Annotated in this window: 20 protein-coding genes and 1 pseudogene; 16 read left to right on the forward strand and 5 right to left on the reverse strand. The window is 30.9% G+C overall.

The window, feature by feature from the left end:
* Positions 1–172 precede the first annotated feature (172 nt).
* Together DFR79_RS03775 and DFR79_RS03780 are read left to right on the forward strand one after the other, a co-directional pair.
* The gene (locus DFR79_RS03775) at positions 173–484 is read left to right on the forward strand and encodes a nucleotidyltransferase family protein (RefSeq protein ID WP_133514179.1); all 312 of its coding nucleotides are present in this window, start codon (positions 173–175) and stop codon (positions 482–484) included.
* Positions 469–978 carry a winged helix-turn-helix transcriptional regulator gene (locus DFR79_RS03780; protein ID WP_133514180.1) on the forward strand — a complete coding sequence of 170 codons (510 nt, stop codon included), beginning with the start codon at positions 469–471 and terminating at the stop codon, positions 976–978. The genes DFR79_RS03775 and DFR79_RS03780 overlap by 16 nt, the downstream gene beginning before the upstream one ends.
* On the opposite strand, the gene DFR79_RS03785 is transcribed toward DFR79_RS03780, so the two are convergent.
* Entirely contained in the window at positions 975–1,706 is a 732-nt protein-coding gene (locus tag DFR79_RS03785; protein WP_133514181.1) for a Fic family protein, read from the reverse strand. The two genes, DFR79_RS03780 and DFR79_RS03785, sit on opposite strands and share 4 nt — an antisense overlap.
* 295 nt (positions 1,707–2,001) lie before the next feature.
* On the opposite strand from DFR79_RS03785, the gene grpE reads away from it, so the two are divergent.
* The 5 genes from grpE (at position 2,002) to vapC (ending at position 6,619) form a co-directional block, all read left to right on the forward strand.
* Positions 2,002–2,622, forward strand: coding sequence for a nucleotide exchange factor GrpE (gene grpE / locus DFR79_RS03795; protein WP_133514182.1), 621 nt, complete (start codon positions 2,002–2,004; stop codon positions 2,620–2,622).
* Complete coding sequence (locus DFR79_RS03800) at positions 2,622–4,490, forward strand: Hsp70 family protein (protein ID WP_133514183.1); 1,869 nt, start codon at positions 2,622–2,624, stop codon at positions 4,488–4,490. Before grpE ends, DFR79_RS03800 begins: the two co-directional genes overlap by 1 nt.
* 6 nt (positions 4,491–4,496) lie before the next feature.
* Positions 4,497–5,873, forward strand: coding sequence for a J domain-containing protein (locus DFR79_RS16300; RefSeq protein ID WP_133514184.1), 1,377 nt, complete (start codon positions 4,497–4,499; stop codon positions 5,871–5,873).
* A 111-nt stretch (positions 5,874–5,984) separates the two neighbouring features.
* Positions 5,985–6,215 carry a type II toxin-antitoxin system antitoxin VapB gene (gene vapB / locus DFR79_RS03810; RefSeq protein WP_073161052.1) on the forward strand — a complete coding sequence of 77 codons (231 nt, stop codon included), beginning with the start codon at positions 5,985–5,987 and terminating at the stop codon, positions 6,213–6,215.
* Between the two features lie 2 nt (positions 6,216–6,217).
* A complete protein-coding gene (gene vapC / locus DFR79_RS03815; RefSeq protein WP_133514185.1) occupies positions 6,218–6,619 on the forward strand; it encodes a type II toxin-antitoxin system tRNA(fMet)-specific endonuclease VapC in 402 nt (133 codons plus the stop codon).
* A gap of 290 nt (positions 6,620–6,909) precedes the next feature.
* Here the strand turns inward: vapC and DFR79_RS03820 are convergent, their stop codons facing one another.
* On the reverse strand, positions 6,910–7,098 hold the full coding sequence (locus tag DFR79_RS03820; RefSeq protein ID WP_133514186.1) for an antitoxin VbhA family protein: 189 nt from the start codon (positions 7,096–7,098) through the stop codon (positions 6,910–6,912).
* Positions 7,099–7,201: 103 nt separating this feature from the next.
* Between DFR79_RS03820 and DFR79_RS16465 the strand changes: the two are divergent.
* The 3 genes and pseudogenes from DFR79_RS16465 to DFR79_RS03835 all read left to right on the forward strand — a co-directional run.
* A pseudogene (locus DFR79_RS16465) lies at positions 7,202–7,312 on the forward strand (YgiT-type zinc finger protein); the annotation flags it as partial.
* Between the two features lie 294 nt (positions 7,313–7,606).
* On the forward strand, positions 7,607–8,200 hold the full coding sequence (locus DFR79_RS03830) for a type IV toxin-antitoxin system AbiEi family antitoxin domain-containing protein (protein ID WP_133514188.1): 594 nt from the start codon (positions 7,607–7,609) through the stop codon (positions 8,198–8,200).
* 85 nt (positions 8,201–8,285) lie between these two features.
* Positions 8,286–9,047, forward strand: coding sequence for a nucleotidyl transferase AbiEii/AbiGii toxin family protein (locus tag DFR79_RS03835; protein ID WP_166637960.1), 762 nt, complete (start codon positions 8,286–8,288; stop codon positions 9,045–9,047).
* Between the two features lie 82 nt (positions 9,048–9,129).
* Here DFR79_RS03835 and DFR79_RS03840 read toward each other — a convergent pair whose 3' ends face one another.
* A complete protein-coding gene (locus DFR79_RS03840) occupies positions 9,130–9,468 on the reverse strand; it encodes a hypothetical protein (RefSeq protein WP_133514190.1) in 339 nt (112 codons plus the stop codon).
* 255 nt (positions 9,469–9,723) lie between these two features.
* Positions 9,724–9,909, reverse strand: a complete 186-nt coding sequence (locus DFR79_RS16525) for an Rpn family recombination-promoting nuclease/putative transposase (protein ID WP_133514341.1) — start codon at positions 9,907–9,909, stop codon at positions 9,724–9,726.
* On the opposite strand from DFR79_RS16525, the gene DFR79_RS03855 reads away from it, so the two are divergent.
* Both DFR79_RS03855 and DFR79_RS03860 read left to right on the forward strand, forming a co-directional pair.
* On the forward strand, positions 9,908–10,210 hold the full coding sequence (locus DFR79_RS03855; RefSeq protein ID WP_133514191.1) for a helix-turn-helix domain-containing protein: 303 nt from the start codon (positions 9,908–9,910) through the stop codon (positions 10,208–10,210). The two genes, DFR79_RS16525 and DFR79_RS03855, sit on opposite strands and share 2 nt — an antisense overlap.
* 9 nt (positions 10,211–10,219) lie before the next feature.
* The gene (locus DFR79_RS03860; protein WP_166637962.1) at positions 10,220–11,008 is read left to right on the forward strand and encodes an ImmA/IrrE family metallo-endopeptidase; all 789 of its coding nucleotides are present in this window, start codon (positions 10,220–10,222) and stop codon (positions 11,006–11,008) included.
* A 32-nt stretch (positions 11,009–11,040) separates the two neighbouring features.
* Here the strand turns inward: DFR79_RS03860 and DFR79_RS03865 are convergent, their stop codons facing one another.
* A complete protein-coding gene (locus tag DFR79_RS03865; protein ID WP_133514193.1) occupies positions 11,041–12,051 on the reverse strand; it encodes an Rpn family recombination-promoting nuclease/putative transposase in 1,011 nt (336 codons plus the stop codon).
* 833 nt (positions 12,052–12,884) lie between these two features.
* Here DFR79_RS03865 and DFR79_RS03870 point away from each other — a divergent pair.
* From DFR79_RS03870 to DFR79_RS03885, 4 genes are all read left to right on the forward strand, one after another.
* Positions 12,885–13,502: a hypothetical protein gene (locus tag DFR79_RS03870; RefSeq protein WP_133514194.1), complete on the forward strand. Its 618-nt coding sequence runs from the start codon at positions 12,885–12,887 to the stop codon at positions 13,500–13,502.
* Between the two features lie 15 nt (positions 13,503–13,517).
* Positions 13,518–13,697 (forward strand): hypothetical protein, encoded by a 180-nt coding sequence (locus DFR79_RS03875; RefSeq protein WP_133514195.1) that lies wholly within the window; start codon positions 13,518–13,520, stop codon positions 13,695–13,697.
* Positions 13,687–14,319 carry a PIN domain-containing protein gene (locus DFR79_RS03880; RefSeq protein ID WP_133514196.1) on the forward strand — a complete coding sequence of 211 codons (633 nt, stop codon included), beginning with the start codon at positions 13,687–13,689 and terminating at the stop codon, positions 14,317–14,319. Before DFR79_RS03875 ends, DFR79_RS03880 begins: the two co-directional genes overlap by 11 nt.
* A gap of 453 nt (positions 14,320–14,772) precedes the next feature.
* A complete protein-coding gene (locus DFR79_RS03885) occupies positions 14,773–15,792 on the forward strand; it encodes a polysaccharide biosynthesis protein (protein WP_133514197.1) in 1,020 nt (339 codons plus the stop codon).
* The last annotated feature ends 42 nt before the right edge of the window (positions 15,793–15,834 follow it).

Genomic DNA, 15,834 nt, shown 5'->3' on the forward strand with positions numbered 1-15,834 from the left:
TTTACCTCCATTTATTGATTAGCCAAAGTATCTAAGACATCTTTATCTTTATCATATATTGATGAGAATTTTTGGTCAAGTTTGTTTAAATTCAATTTTTATATTTATAATCTTAAACTTAGGTGTTATAATATGATTAGTGTTAAGTTTTCACTATAAGGAGATATCAATTATGAATCTTTCACAGGATGAGAAAGAAAAGATCAAAGACATATTAAATAAACACAATATTAAAAGAGCTGGAATATTTGGTTCCTATGCTCGCGGTGAAGCAGTTAATGGTAAAAGTGATCTTGATTTAATCGTAGAACTTTCTCAAAATAATTTGTTTGAATTAACCGCTGTAAAATTGGATATTGAAGAAGCTCTTGGCATATCAGTTGATATTATCACTTATAGTGGGTTAAAAAAATTTGCAAAAAAAGAAGATTTCAAAAAAGAAGTAATTAGAGATCAGGAGTCGTTAATATGGAAGAAAAAATAACAGATATTTTAAATATATTAAACAGCAAAGATAGTCCTTCCCAGCGGGAAATAGCAAAAGAGGCCGGTATTTCTTTAGGTCTGGTTAATACCCTGCTTAAAAAGTGTGCTAAAAAGGGTCTGATTAAAATTGAAAGGCTTAATTCCCGGAATATTAAATACATCTTAACCCCGGCTGGTATTAAAGAAAAAACTAAAAAGACTATTAGATATGTTAAAAAATCTTATCAGGCAATTAAAGAAATTGAGGCTGAGGTGCTAAAATTGGCAGCCCGGGCTGAAAAAGAGGATAAAGATCTTTATCTTTACAGTGATGAAGAGGAAGATGAGATCCTGGATCTGGTTTCTTTAGTCTTAAGGGAAAACAATTTGGATTTTGAAGTATTTACTGCAGAAGAAGAGCTGGCCAGGATTAATAAAGAGGAGAGCCTGCTTCTGCACTGGGATCCGGATTTAAAGGTGGAGCATCTGGAGCCGGTAAATATCTTTATTTAACTAATTATATCTAAATAGATGTCTAAACTCCTATTTAAAGATGCAGATACTAAGTCAATAAAGTCACTATAGTCGCCAGTAGTATGTGCTTTATCTAAGCTTTCATAGTATTTAACTCTATCTTCGTTTCTAATAATTATCATTGGATAACCAGCTTTTATTAATTCAAAATTTAATAATATTCTGGCTGTTCTACCGTTTCCATCAATAAATGGATGTATTTTAACAAAATCAGTGTGTAATCTGGCAGCTTTTTCTATTGTATGAAGAGTTGAGCCTTTATCATAATACCAATTAATTAGTTCTTCCATTTGATCATGAATAAAAACTGGTGCTGGAGGTACATGTTCAGCTCCACTTATTACTACTTTCTGATTTCTATATTTACCTGCATTTTCATCATCTATGCCTTTAAGTATTAGATAGTGTATATTTTTTATTTGTCTTTCTGAAAGTTTATCTTCTTTATTAATTATATCTTCCATGTAATTAATAGCTTCTTTATGATTTACAACTTCCAAATGTTCTTTTAATGTTTTTCCACCTATAGTTATACCATCCTCCAGCACTACTTTTGTTTCTGATAAGGTTAAAGTGTTACCTTCAATTGCATTTGAATTATATGTCCATTCCAAAAGGAGTTTTTCTCTTAAGCTTTTTAAAGTGTTTTTTGGTAGTGGTCTTTTTTTATCAATTTTTCTCTTTTTCTGATCAATATTATCAAACATAATTAAGGTCCTCCTTAGATATCTGAAATCCCTGAATCTTTTTCATTAGTATCACCTATTCACGTATATAATTATATCACGGCATGTGGAGCTATACAACGGCAGTATTAAGCTTTTTTACCTGGATTTCGAATAATTTAAATGCTATAATATGATTGAGGTGATCGACTATGAAAACTGAAAAACTAAGAAAAGTTGGTGACAGCTACGTTTTTACTATTCCAAAAGAGCTTATAGAAAAATATAAAATACAAAATCGAGAGGAACTATAATTATGAGTCTTGGAGGCTGAGATATGAATTGGAAATTCTGGCAGAATGATGACCAAAAAAAACTTTTAGAGAAAATAGAGAAATTAACTGAAAAAGTAAATTCCATGGAAGAAAAAATTAATGATTTAGATAAGTCAGAGAAAAAAATGAACCGCTTACAGTATAAACAGAATCAGGATCTTTTCAAAAAAATTGATGAACTTTCACAGCTGGTTGATCAACAGAGCCTTGATCAGGAATTAATCTCTAAATTAAAAAGTAGAGTTGATAGTTACAGCTTAAATGTCGAAAACAGCAGCAGAAAAATAATTGAGCTCATTGATGAGTTTGACCTGCTTAAAAGAGGTCTGGATAGTGATGAAAATAGCTGGAGTAGTTTACTGAAAAACTGGAGTCAGAGACTGCTTAAACTGTTGGAGCAAAATGATATCTATCAGCTGAAATTAAAAGAAAAAGAATTTGATCCCCGTCAGGCGGAAGCCTTAACCACTGTAAATTCGGAAGCTCTAACGGAATATCCGCAGCAGCAGGTTTCAAATTATAAAAACAATCAGATTGTTGAAGTTATCAAACGGGGTTATCAGGATCAGGAAGAAAATATATTACGCAAATCACAGGTAGTTGTCTATAAGGAGGCCAAATAATGACTAAAGATCGTTTTAGACCGGTGGTGGGGATTGATCTGGGGACTACTAACTCGTCACTTGCAGCTATTATTGAGGGAGAAGCTACGGTTATAACTCTCCTCAAAGAAAGCAGCCCGCTGCTGCCCTCAGTAGTTCATATTGATCAGGTGGGAGAGGTAATTGTTGGTGGTGATGCTAAATCAGCTCTGGTGGCGATGCCTGAGAGAACAATAGCAGAGGTTAAAAGAAAAATGGGCGAAAATGAAATGCTTGAAATTGCAGATCAAAAGCTGCTGCCGGAGGAAATATCAGCCTTAATCTTAAAAGAACTAAAAAAATATGTTGATCAGATTTATGGTGAGGAAGTAGAAAAAGAAGCAGTGATTACAGTCCCTGCCTATTTTACTGATCAGCAGCGTCAGGCTACCAAAAAAGCTGGTGAACTGGCAGGTTTTGTAGTTGAAAGAATAATTAATGAGCCAACAGCAGCTGCTATGGCCTATGGTCTCGACAAACTTGACGATGATCACCAGTTTCTGGTCTATGATCTGGGGGGAGGGACCTTTGATGTCTCTGTTCTGGAATTAATGGGTGGAATCCTGGAAGTTAAAGCCTCGGCAGGTAATAAAGATCTGGGTGGTTCTGATTTTGACAGACTGCTCCTGGATTATTTTTCTGAAAAAATTATAGAAGAAAGCGGTCTGGACCCAAGAAAAGATCTCAGCGCCTGTGCCCGTCTAAAAGAAGAAGCAGAAAAAGCAAAAATAAAATTATCAGATCAAAAACAAGTTCAGGTTTCTATACCGGCTCTGATGGTAAAAAATAACCAGCCGGTTGCCTTTGAGATGGAAATAAGCAGAAAAGAATTTATCGACTTAATTGATAATTTGCTTAAAGAGACTTTAAATAGTGTTAAGAATGTACTGGAAGATGCGGAACTGCTTCCGGATGAGATTGAGCAGGTGATTTTAGTTGGCGGTTCAACCAGAATCCCGAGGGTCAGAGAACTTCTGCGTGACTTTTTTGATCAGGAACCCCATAGTGAGATAGATCCTGATCAGGCGGTAGCAAAAGGGGCAGGTGTTCAGGCGGGTATAAAAGCAGGTCTGCTTTCTGATAGTGGGATGATAGTTACAGATGTTGCTCCCTATTCACTGGGGATAGAGGTACTTAAAGACCAGGGTATTCTGGGCTTTAAACCGGGGGGTTTTGAAAGTATTATTGACAGAAATACAACGATTCCAACCAGTAAAACAAAAGTATTTACTACAACTTTTGATAATCAGGAAGAAGTTAAAATTAAAATTTACCAGGGTGAAGGTGACTGGGTAGAAGAAAACCATTATCTGGGAGAATTTATTCTGGATGGGATTCCAGCTAAAAGAGCCGGTGAAGAAAAAATTGCGGTTAGCTTAAATTATAATATTAACGGAATCCTTGATGTAACTGCCAGATCAGTTTCTACAGACAAAGAAATGCAGCTTACTGTCCAGGATGCAGTTGACCGAAAATCAGAAGAATCATATCAGGAAAGCCTGGAGCGGCTGGAAAACTTTCAGAAAGAGATTGCAGGAATGGCAGGGGATGCCGAAAACAACCTGCAAAAAATTGAATATAACCCGGATCTATCTGAAGATATTGAGGAGTCAGAACTTGATGATTTTGCAGCAGAGGGTGAGGATTTTAAAGGACTGGCTTTAGAAGCAGAAAATTTAAAAGAGCGGGCCGGAGAATTATTTGTAGAAAATGAGAATATCAGCCGCTCAGAATTTAAGTCTATGCTTAAAAGACTTGATCAGGCTCTTGCGAGCGGGGAAAAAGACAAATTGCGGCAGGCTCTGGAAGAAGTTTTCGAAGAAATTCTGGATTTAGAAATGGGGGAATAATATTTTATGAAATTAAAAAACAGTGTTTTTAAGAGTTCAAATCTCTACCGTATTCTGGGTACAAATTCTAATGCGGGGGAGGAATTAATTAAGCAGAGATATCTGGAAAAGGTTCGAGAATTTCCACCGGAAGAAAATCCGGAAGAGTTTAAGGTAATTAGAGAGGCCTATGATACTCTAAAAGATCCTTTTAAAAGAAGTGGCTATGATTTAGAAACTAAATATCAGGGTAAGGCCTCAAAACTTTTGCAGGAAGCATTAGATTATATGGAGTGGGGGAAAATTGAAGAGGCAGAATTTCTTTTAAACAAAGCAGCGGAACTTGCTGCTGATAATTTATATATTTTAAGATTCAAGGCAGAACTTGCTGTAATAAAAGGAGATATAAATCTTTTTAATGATATTTTTGAACAGCTGGAAGAACTTTTTCCTAAAAAGCAGGAGTATTTACTGCTGTTGAATAAAATTGTTCTGCTTCTGGAATCAGAACAATACCCCAAATATGCTCATAGAGTTCTAAAAGAAATGGAGAAGAAATTTCCAGATAGAAAATCAGAAATGACAGATATCTATCTCGATATTTATGATCAGCAGGGAAAGTTTAATAAAATCTGGAATCTTTTATCAAATGAATTAAAAACTTTTTCGGAGCCTGATGAAGATAATATCCGACATTTTTTAACAGCAATTGCTCTGATAAATAAATACGAAAAATGGGAGAAAAAAGACAGCCTGATTGCTTTAACAGAGTCTTTTATAGAAAAGATAAATGCAGATCAGGAATTAAGAGATTATATTATTTATGTTCTTGATGAAAATTACTTTGAAGCAGAAGAACATGGTGATATTAAGGCTCAATTATATATTACAGAACTGCTTATGTTATTTGAAGATGATCCCAATCTAGAGCTTGAATATAAAAAATTACAGCTGACAGAAAAGATTTTAAATGAAGTTGACAAAATGACTGCAGATCCTAAGTTATCCCCCTATATTTTCTATACGGGAACCAGGTTATTTTTTAACTGGGCCTATGAAGAGCTGGATCCGGAAACTTTTGTAGATTTCCCAGACAAATATGCTATGCAGAACTTTAAAGAAGAATACTCAGCAAATTTACAGGCAGTAAAAAGATTGAAAAAGAAGTATCCCAGAATGTATGATACTTTTAGAAATGAATGGGATGAAATTGCCGCTAACTGTCGTGAACAGCTTAACAACAGGCAGCTTTCTCTATTTGAAAAGCAGAAAAAAGTAAATAGGGACTCTGATTACAAAGAGCTGGCATCAGGGCAAATTGTTAGCAAAAATAAGGTGGGCCGCAATGATCCCTGTCCCTGCGGCAGTGGTAAAAAATATAAAAAATGCTGTCTTAATAAATAACATATTATGATTCTTAGAAACTCTAAAAGGGGACTATAATTGTCTCCTTGACAAAGAACTTCACAATGATATATACTTAAATATATACCAAACTGGAAGGAGATGGTTATCATGGATGTTGCAAAAATATTTAAAAATGGTAGAAGCCAGGCGGTTCGTCTTCCTAAAAAATATCGTTTTAATGATGAATCTGAAGTTTTTGTTAATAAAATTGGTGATTTTGTTATGTTGATTCCAAAAGACAGCAAATGGGAAACTCTCACTAAGAGTTTAGATAGTTTTTCTGATGATTTTTTAGAAAATAGAAATCAACCAGAACTACAAAATCGAGAGGAACTATAATTATGAAATATATGCTTGACACTAATATATGTATTTATATAATTAAAGAAAAACCCAAAAAAGTTCTTGATAAATTTCAAACTTGTAATATTGGTGATATTTGTATTTCTATGGTTACATTTGCTGAATTACAATATGGTGTTGAAAAAAGTCAATATAAAGACAAAAATCAAACAGCTTTAGCAAGTTTTCTTGGTCCAATTGAAATATTACCTTTTGAACAGAATGCAGCTATAAAATATGGAAGTATTAGAGCAGATCTAGAAAATCAAGGCAGGATTATAGGAGCCTATGATTTAATGATAGGTGCTCATGCTATAGCAGAAAACTTGATTTTAGTTACAAATAATACAAAAGAATTTAAAAGAATTACAGATCTTTCTTTTGAAAATTGGGCTAAATAAATAGAATTACTATTTCCTATAATGTATCTGGAATTTTAACTTGTTCTTGTTTCCGCTTGCTGGAATCATTGATATAGTCAAATTTAAGGTATATAATTATTAGATACGGTAGTTTCCCGAGGGTAGCGGAAAACTTTAAAAGAGAGAATACTACTCAATTGTATTCCTCCATAAAGGAGGATTTTTTTAAAAGTTGAATTATATGTTTCTGGCATCAGTTTCAGATGTCAAAATGGATATAAGCATAGATTTGCCACTAATATTGATAGAATTTTTTTAACAATTAATTCTTAACCTGACTGTTTGCCTTTTATATATTCAGTAATAATATCGATTGCTTCTTCGCTTGATATTTCTCCCTTTAAATATTTTTCTCCGATGATCACACTAAGTTCATCCACTTCAATATTTTCTACAGCCAATGATGCCCTGACATTTTCTATTGCCTCTTTAATTCCTTTGCTGCTCATTCTCTTCATTTGAGATTATCCTTTCTTTATTAATTATATTTAGAATGATATAATATCAGTTTTTAATATTGATAATCTGGATGAGCTGAAAAGAGATTTAGGAAATTGCTCAATCTGCAAAGGGAATTTAGAAATAGGAAATGTAAATCATATTGCTGATCTTGATAATTTCATTATTATTATTAAAAATGTTCCTGCTAATGTTTGTAAACAATGTGGTGAATATTATTTAGAGCAGAATGTGGCTTTAGAAATTGAAAAGATTATTGATAATTATAGAGAAAATGCTGCTGAAGTAATAATTATTAATTATTTTGATGTAGTTGTTTAATGATTTAATAGGATAGATGACTAATAGCAGTGATGATAAATCAAGATGAACTATTGCTGGAAGTTTCCTGAAATTATTTAGTTTCAGATACAGATTACAGATTTTAATTAAGTACACCAAAAAAAAGTTTTACTAATACACTAAAATTAGATATAATTATAGCGTAAAAGTAAAAGAGGTGTAGATATGGATTATCAAAAAGAATTAAAAAAGGTAATTGATAAAAATAATGGTATTATTATGAGTGAAGATCTGAAAGAATATAATATTCCCCGGCAGTATTTAAGTCGTTTTTTAAAAGAAAATAAGCTAGAAAAAGTAGAACGAGGAGTCTATACTACTCCTGAGACTTTTAATGATGAGATGTATATTCTGCAGCAAAAAAATAAAAGGATTATATTTTCTCATGAAACATCATTATTTTTACATGATTTAATTGACAGGGATCCCTTAACTTATACTGTAACAGTTCCATATGGATATAATGCTTCTCACTTAAAAGAACGAGGGGTTGAAGTCCATACTGTTAAAAAAGAATTTTACTCTATTGGAGTTATTGAAAAAGAAACAAATTTTGGCCGGACGATTAAAGTCTATAATAAAGAAAGAACTATTTGTGATATTTTAAAAAATCGCAACAATATGGATCCTTCACTTCTAAATACTGCAATTAAAAATTACTTGACAGGTAAAGGCAAAAATATTCCTAAACTTCTCGATTATTCAAAAAAATTAAGGATTAAAACAATTCTTAGAAGATATCTGGAGATGTTTTTATGAAAAATTTAATGCAGTTAAAAGATTTAGTTAATAATTTAGCCAAAGAAAAAAGATAAACAGTCAGGTATTGTTAAGAAATTACATGATGCAGAGACTCTTATATAAGATTGCAAAATCTAGATATAATAATAATTTTATTTTAAAAGGTGGTATGTTAGTTTCCTCTTTAGTTGGGATAGGAGAAAGAAGCACAGTTGATTTAGATGCTACTGTTAAGTCAATAGAGTTAAACGAGGATAAGTTAGTAGAAATTTTTAATGAGATATTTAGTTCTGCTACAGCTGATGAAATCAAATTTGAAATTAATAGGATTGAAGAAATTAGAGCTGAAGATCAGTATAAGGGTTTTAGGATAGCTCTGACTGCCTTAATGGAAAATGCAAGAATACCTCTAAAGCTAGATTTGACAACTGGTGATCAAATAACTCCTGGAGAAATTAGATATAACTACAAATTATTATTTGAAGATCAAAAAATTGAAATTTCATCTTATAATATTGAAACTTTATTAGCAGAAAAATTAGAAACAATTATTAGTAGATCCACTGCTAATACAAGAATGAGAGATTTCTATGATGTGTATATATTATTTTTGAATTATAAAAAAGAAATAGATTTCAAAATTTTAAAATTGGCTCTTCTGGAAACTTCTAAATATCGGGGATCATATAAAAATATTGTTAATGGAGAGCAGATACTAAAAGATATTTTTGAAAGTGATTTTCTGTTAGATCACTGGAGAAGCTATAGTAGGAAATATAACTATGCTAAAAACATAGATTTTGAAGATTTAGAAGAAAAACTAATGAATTTGTGGAATTTGATTAATGAGAGTAGAATGTCATAGAATTAAAGTTCTGATTTTTTACCGGAGGTAGATGTAGATAAATAAATAGCTACCAAAAAGAAAGAGCAGCATAGACTGCTCTTTAGTTTAAATATTTTTTTAAATCCTCAATTGATTCAATGTTTAACAGATTATCTCTAATTATTTTTAAAGTTCCAATCTCATTATTATAAAGGGATTTTTTTAATTCTGGGGGGAATGAATCAATATTAAATTTTTTTACCGTCAAACTTACTATCGTTTCTATAAGTTCTTCTTTTCTACTTTCTTTCATTCCTTCTTTTATTCCTTCTAATTTACCCTCTTCCCGCAACTTATTAGCTGTAGACATGAAAGTCTCACTCCTTTCGGGAATAATAGTATCTACCTTATTTTTCATAATATCTACATTGTAATCTACAATTTCAAGTATATATTTCAAGCCAACTGTAAAATATTCTAAAACAGTCTATGTATCTCTTAGTTTTTTGATTAATTCAAGAATTTCCTCGAACTGCTGACCGAAATTATCTTTAACAAAAGCACTATATAGAATTTTTAAAGTTATCTGCAGCTGAATGCTACCTATAATTTGTTGATCAGTGTATTTAGAGAAAAAAATAAGTATTCAAAATTCGGAATGAACTTTTCAGTATTCGGCTGAGTATTGACCATTGAAATGAACCTCTTATCTATATTATACCTCTTTCCCCCATGGTGAATCAAGAGGGGGGAGGACCACTGGCAGTTTGCCAGAATTGTTTTGTTTTAAATATAGATCCCAGATTTTAGTAATGTATTTCAGCAGTTGAAGCGAGACTTCTTTATCTGGGTAGCTCTTGTGTTCAATTAAATCCAGGCTAATTCTAGATGTAATATCAATGAGCCAAACTGATTTAGCTGAAAGATTAGGGACCTCACGTCAAATGATTAATAAGATTATACATGGTAGAAAAAATATTACTCTTACAGAAATCAAAGAAATTGCTCAAATATTAAACCTTGATGTTAATGAACTAATGGAAGAAGATCAAGAATTATCAGAAGATCCTGTGGTTGCATTTATGGGCAGTGTGAAGACTAAAGCAGCAGAGGAAGGCTTAAGAACTGCGAAAAAAGCAATGGATTTAATAATATTCCACCGTGATATCCAGGAAGAATTTAACAATATACTAAATGAGTAGGTGAATGAAATGATTATTTTAGATAAAACAATTAAGAAAGTTAGTCCTGATATTTTTAAAGCCGTAGAAAAAGAGGTGCTATATTTTCAAAATGAATTTGTAGGTTCCGATGATTTAATACTTCAGGATGATATTTTTAGAGTTTTAGAAGATATTGATGATCTAAGCATTATTATGTTTCCTATTGAAGATGAAGAGTTTTGCGGCTTTTTGTTTGAATATCGCGGAGAAAACTTTATCTATATTAATACTTTTTTACCATTTGAAAAACAAATTTTTACTGCTGCTCACGAATTATATCATTACTTAGTTAATGGAAAAAAAGAATTTTTAGATTTAGAAACAATCGATGAGGATAAAGAACTTGATCTAGAAGAAAGTAAAGCTAATCTCTTTGCAGCATTATTATTGGTGCCTAAAGATGTTTTAAACAAACAGCTTAATCTTTTGAAAACAAAAAAATCTGCTGATCTAACTATATTGAAAATAATAAAGTTAATGAATATTTTTGCAGTGCCGTTTAAAACGATTATTTTAAGATTATTTGAAATTGAATTATTAACTGAAAAAGAAACAAAAGATTGGCTTGATATTGCTGCTCGCAATCCAGAAAAAGGAATTCTATATCAAATAAAGAAACACAAAATTGGAGAGAGATGGCAGAAAAGAACAAAGCATGTTAAATTAAGTAATTTAAAAGCTCTAATAATTGATAATGATGAAATGGAGCTCCTACCAGAAGAAAAAATCAATAAGGATCTGTCTTTTTTGGCTGGGATAGATATCGATGAAGAATAACTAAAAAAAGAAAGAGCAGAAAAGACTGCTCTTTAGTTTAAGTATTCTTCTAAATCTTCAAGTGATTCAATGTTAATAATATCCTTTAATAAATCAGTGCGAATTTCTCTTAAAACAATTAAATCTAATTTATTAAGTTTACTCTCAAGATTGTCCGGAAGCTTATCTATTGGTAGCTTATCCTTTATTAAGATTGAAATAGTTTCAATTAATTCTTGTTTTCTACCCTCTTTCATTCCTTCTTTTCTACCTTCTTTAATCCCTTTTTTAATTCCATCTAATTTACCTTCTTCACGCAATTTATTAGCTGTAGACATGAAAGTCTCACTCCTTTCGGGGATGATTAAATTAACTTTATCATGCATAATATCAAAATCATAATCCTTAATTTCCAGTATATATTTCATTCCTGTTGTGAAGTATTCTAAAATAGTCTTAGTATCATTCAACTTTTTGATCAATTTTAATATGTCAGCAAATATTTTATCGTAATCATTATCAATAAAACTTGTGTGTAGTATTTTTAAAACTATTTGTAACTGAATACTTCCTATAATCTCCAGATCATTATACTTAGAAAAGTCAAAAAGCAAATATTCAAAGTCTGGAATAAATTTTTCTGTATTTGCTTGAATATTAAACTTGGAGCTGAATCTCTTATCTATATTATACCTCTTCCCCCCATGGTAAATCAAGAGGGGAATTACCAGTGGCAGTTTTTCTTCATCATAATGATCCTGGTGATGTTCCCAGATCAGGACCATATATTGAAGAAGTTGAAAAGAAACATCTTTATCAGGAAAACTTTTGTGTTCAAAAAGGCAGTAGATATAGGCATTTTGTTTATTTAATTCAACTCGATAAACAACATCAGAAAAATATTTTTTTAGGCGTTTATTAACAAATGATTTCTTAGAAATTTGTAACTTATCGAGATTAATTAAATCCAACAATTCCTGTGGTAAGTAGTTTTTAATAAAATCTTCTGCAACCACCTTCTTTTCAAACATTTCTTGAAAAAACCTATCATGGGGAGTTTGCATTTTTCCAACCTCTTTCTCTTAGAATTTTATCTTTAAAAAGATAAGACCTGAGAAATAATCTCTAAGTATATTATATCACAAAACGAACTTGTGTTCAATTAAATTTAAGCTAATTCGACAAAAAAACAGAGAAATATTAATTGATTTTAAGACAAGAGTGTATTATAATAAAAGTTGTTAAGAAATTGAACATGTTAGTTTGATATAAATAATAAAAACGATCAAGTAAAAAAAGAAAGAGCAAAAATGACAACCGATGTCACAGAGATTGTTAACTGAAAAGTTTTGCTTTGTAATTCGACAAAATTAGATACTCTAATTATTTGATGTATCTTAAATAATGTTATAAAATAAAGATTGTGACCGACAGAAAGTGTTATATGAAATATGACATCCGATGTCACGAATAAAATCTTAACTCAGGTACGTTGACAATTGAATATGTATGAAAATCTTTGGAACCGGGGTTTTCATATGGGAAGATGAACTGAGTTAGAGGTTTAAAAAACTATGATATAAGTTCAAGGATCAGGTTATTTTTTTAGCAATACACTTTGATCTCAACAAAGTGAATGCAGGGATTTATAAAATTTTAATAGAGTACTTGATTTTTGGTTTTGAGAGGATTATATTTACTATATAAGATAATAAACCCCTGTCAAATCGAAGTCTCAAGTTCCACCTGGGATATTAATGTAGATGAGATGGGGCTTTTTTCTTTAGTATCTGGTATTCTATCATAATAGAATCTTAAGCTAAAAAGCAGGATTATTCTGAGTAATGTATAATTAAATAAGTGTAGGAACTATTAGTTTCGCGAAAGGAGAAATTATATGAATTTAGATTACTTTAAATTAAATGTTTCTCAAAATGTTGGTCAGATTTCCAAAAAGAAACTTTCGCTACTTAAAGAAATATTAAGTGCAGAATATCCTGAAGTTCAAAGACTTGATAATGGTGGATATATTTTTTTAAACTTAAATGAAAAGAGTAACTTTTTAATATTACCCAATCAAGTATCAGCTAATTTTGATAAAATACCTGAAACTTTTGATTTTAATTCTGATGTCAAAAAACCACTGCTTCAGATATTTGAGGCTTTGATTTTTGAAGAAGAGGTAAAAGCTTCAGCCAGATTTAATTTTTTAAAAGATACCAGCAATTCTTTTGAAAAATCTCTGGACTTAATTGATAATGAAAAGAAAAAAAGCAAACTAAATGAAAAAGGAATAATTGGTACAGGTTATAGATTTTTAAGAGAAGGACAATTTGGTGGAATATCAGAAATTAAGATTGAACCACTGATTGATGACAAATCAAAGTGGTTTATTGAATCTATCATAAATATAAATAATGACACAAATATTAATGCAGTTTTAAAATATATAAATGAAGAAATTAATTCATTTGAATTGGAATACGATGATTTGATTGATTTGTATACGAACTAGAAAGGAGTTTATTTTATGAATAAACTTTCTTGTAGAGAGCAATTAAATAAAAGAAATATTAATTCTGAAAACAAGGCACAGAGAATTAAGCTGCTTAGAGAAAATCTCTTTGTTCTCAAAGATGACTGCAAAATAGATTATAAAAACGGCAAAAAATCTTTAGAGGGATTGAGGGGGAGAACCGGTGGGAAATAATTCTCCGTCCTTTTTTTCGATAAGAGAAAATAACTTAGATAATATTACGATACCGGAATCAATATATTTAGATACCAGTTTTATTTATGAAATATACCATCCAAATAGCAGGTATAATAATGATTGTATAAACTTTATGGAAAAAGCAATAACGGAAAATAACACTTTGTTTTCTGTTTCTCAACATGTAATGGCTGAATTAGAGCATATCTTACACAATAACTTATATGAAGTTGTAAAAGGAAATAATAATATCAACAATAAAGAGGATATTAATTATAGAAAAATTGTTGATCAAGAATATAAAAGAATAAGTAATGCATTATATAAAAGCGGGATTTGTTTTATTGAACCTCTTCAAGACCAGGAATATAGTGATTTAAGACATGCAATTGGTACATTATATGGGCTGGGTTCCTATGATTCAATTCATGTTACATCCATGTTAGTGAGTGGAGAAAACTCTATTGCTGCTGTTGATGGACATTTTACAAACGTACCTCATATTAATTCTTATGGACCTTCATGGGGATATCAGAATGATCAAAATTCTACTTTCAAAGAGTATTCAGATGAAATAATTGATGATATATTTGATGAATATGATAGTTTAAATTCATAAAATTATTATCTGAGATATAAAATCCGATGTCACGAAATAGAATCTTAACTCAGGTACGTTGACAATTGAATATGTATGAAAATCTTTGGAACCGGGGTTTTCATATGGGAAGATGAACTGGGTTAGAGGTTTAAAAAACTATGATATAAGTTCAAGAAGCAGGTTATTTTTTTAGCAATACACTTTGATCTCAACAAAGTGGACATAGTGTTGAGGTGGGGCAGAGGTTTAGAGTGAATATAAATAATATATAAATTAGTTTTTTATATTTAAATCTCGAGAGAGGTTTTGATGTAAAAAACTATTTTTTTATGTGTAGAGAATATTATATATCGGTATTGATTCCTTCTTTTATTATGGTGATTTTTTGATTTATAAACTCTTCATAATGGAAGATTACTTCATGCAAAATAATAAATAATTATAATTGAATGTTAGTAAGGAGTGGAAAATATGTTTAGAAATAAAACACTTTTAATAACAGGTGGTACAGGTTCATTTGGTAATGCAGTTTTAAAAAGATTTTTAGACACAGATATTAAAGAAATAAGAATCTTTTCTCGTGATGAAAAGAAACAGAATGATATGCGAAAAAAATATAAAAATGATAAAATAAAGTTTTTTATTGGAAATGTAAGAGATGAGAATAGTTTAAGAGATGCTATGCATGGAGTAGATTACATTTTTCATGCTGCAGCTTTAAAACAGGTTCCTTCCTGTGAATTCTTTCCAGTCGAAGCTGTTAAAACAAATACTTTAGGAACAAATAATGTACTTAATGCTGCTGTAGCCAGTGGGGTAGAAAAAGTTATCTGTTTATCCACTGATAAAGCAGCCTATCCAATTAATGCGATGGGAATATCTAAAGCTATGATGGAAAAAGTATTTGTAGCTAAGTCACAAAAATTATCTACAGAAGAAACAATTATCTGTGGAACCCGTTATGGTAATGTAATGGCTTCTCGTGGTTCAGTAATTCCATTATTTATCAAACAGATAAAAGATGGTGATCCAATCACTGTAACCAATCCAGATATGACAAGATTTTTAATGAAACTAGAAGAAGCAGTAGAATTAGTGCTTTTTGCCTATGAGAATGCTGAAGCAGGAGATATAATGGTGCAGAAAGCTCCAGCCTGTACAATTGGAGATCTAGCTCAGGCAATTAAGGAATTATTTAATGCTGATAACGAAATTAAAATTATTGGTACCAGACACGGAGAGAAATTATTTGAAACCCTACTTACTAAAGAAGAATATTTAGTAGCTGAAGATCTTGGTGGTTTCTTTAGAGTACCCGCTGATACCAGAGACTTAAATTATGATAAATATTTTGTAGAAGGAGAAGAAGAACTCTCTGGTAATAAAGAATATAATTCTCACAATACAAAGAGATTAACTATAGAAGAAATAAAAGAAAAATTATTAGAACTTGATTATGTACAGAATGAATTAAATAATTGGCCTGAATAAAGGAAGGTTGATCTTTAATGAAAATATTAGTAACAGGTTCAG

The organism is Halanaerobium saccharolyticum (genome assembly GCF_004362045.1).
GTDB lineage: Bacteria > Bacillota > Halanaerobiia > Halanaerobiales > Halanaerobiaceae > Halanaerobium > Halanaerobium saccharolyticum_C.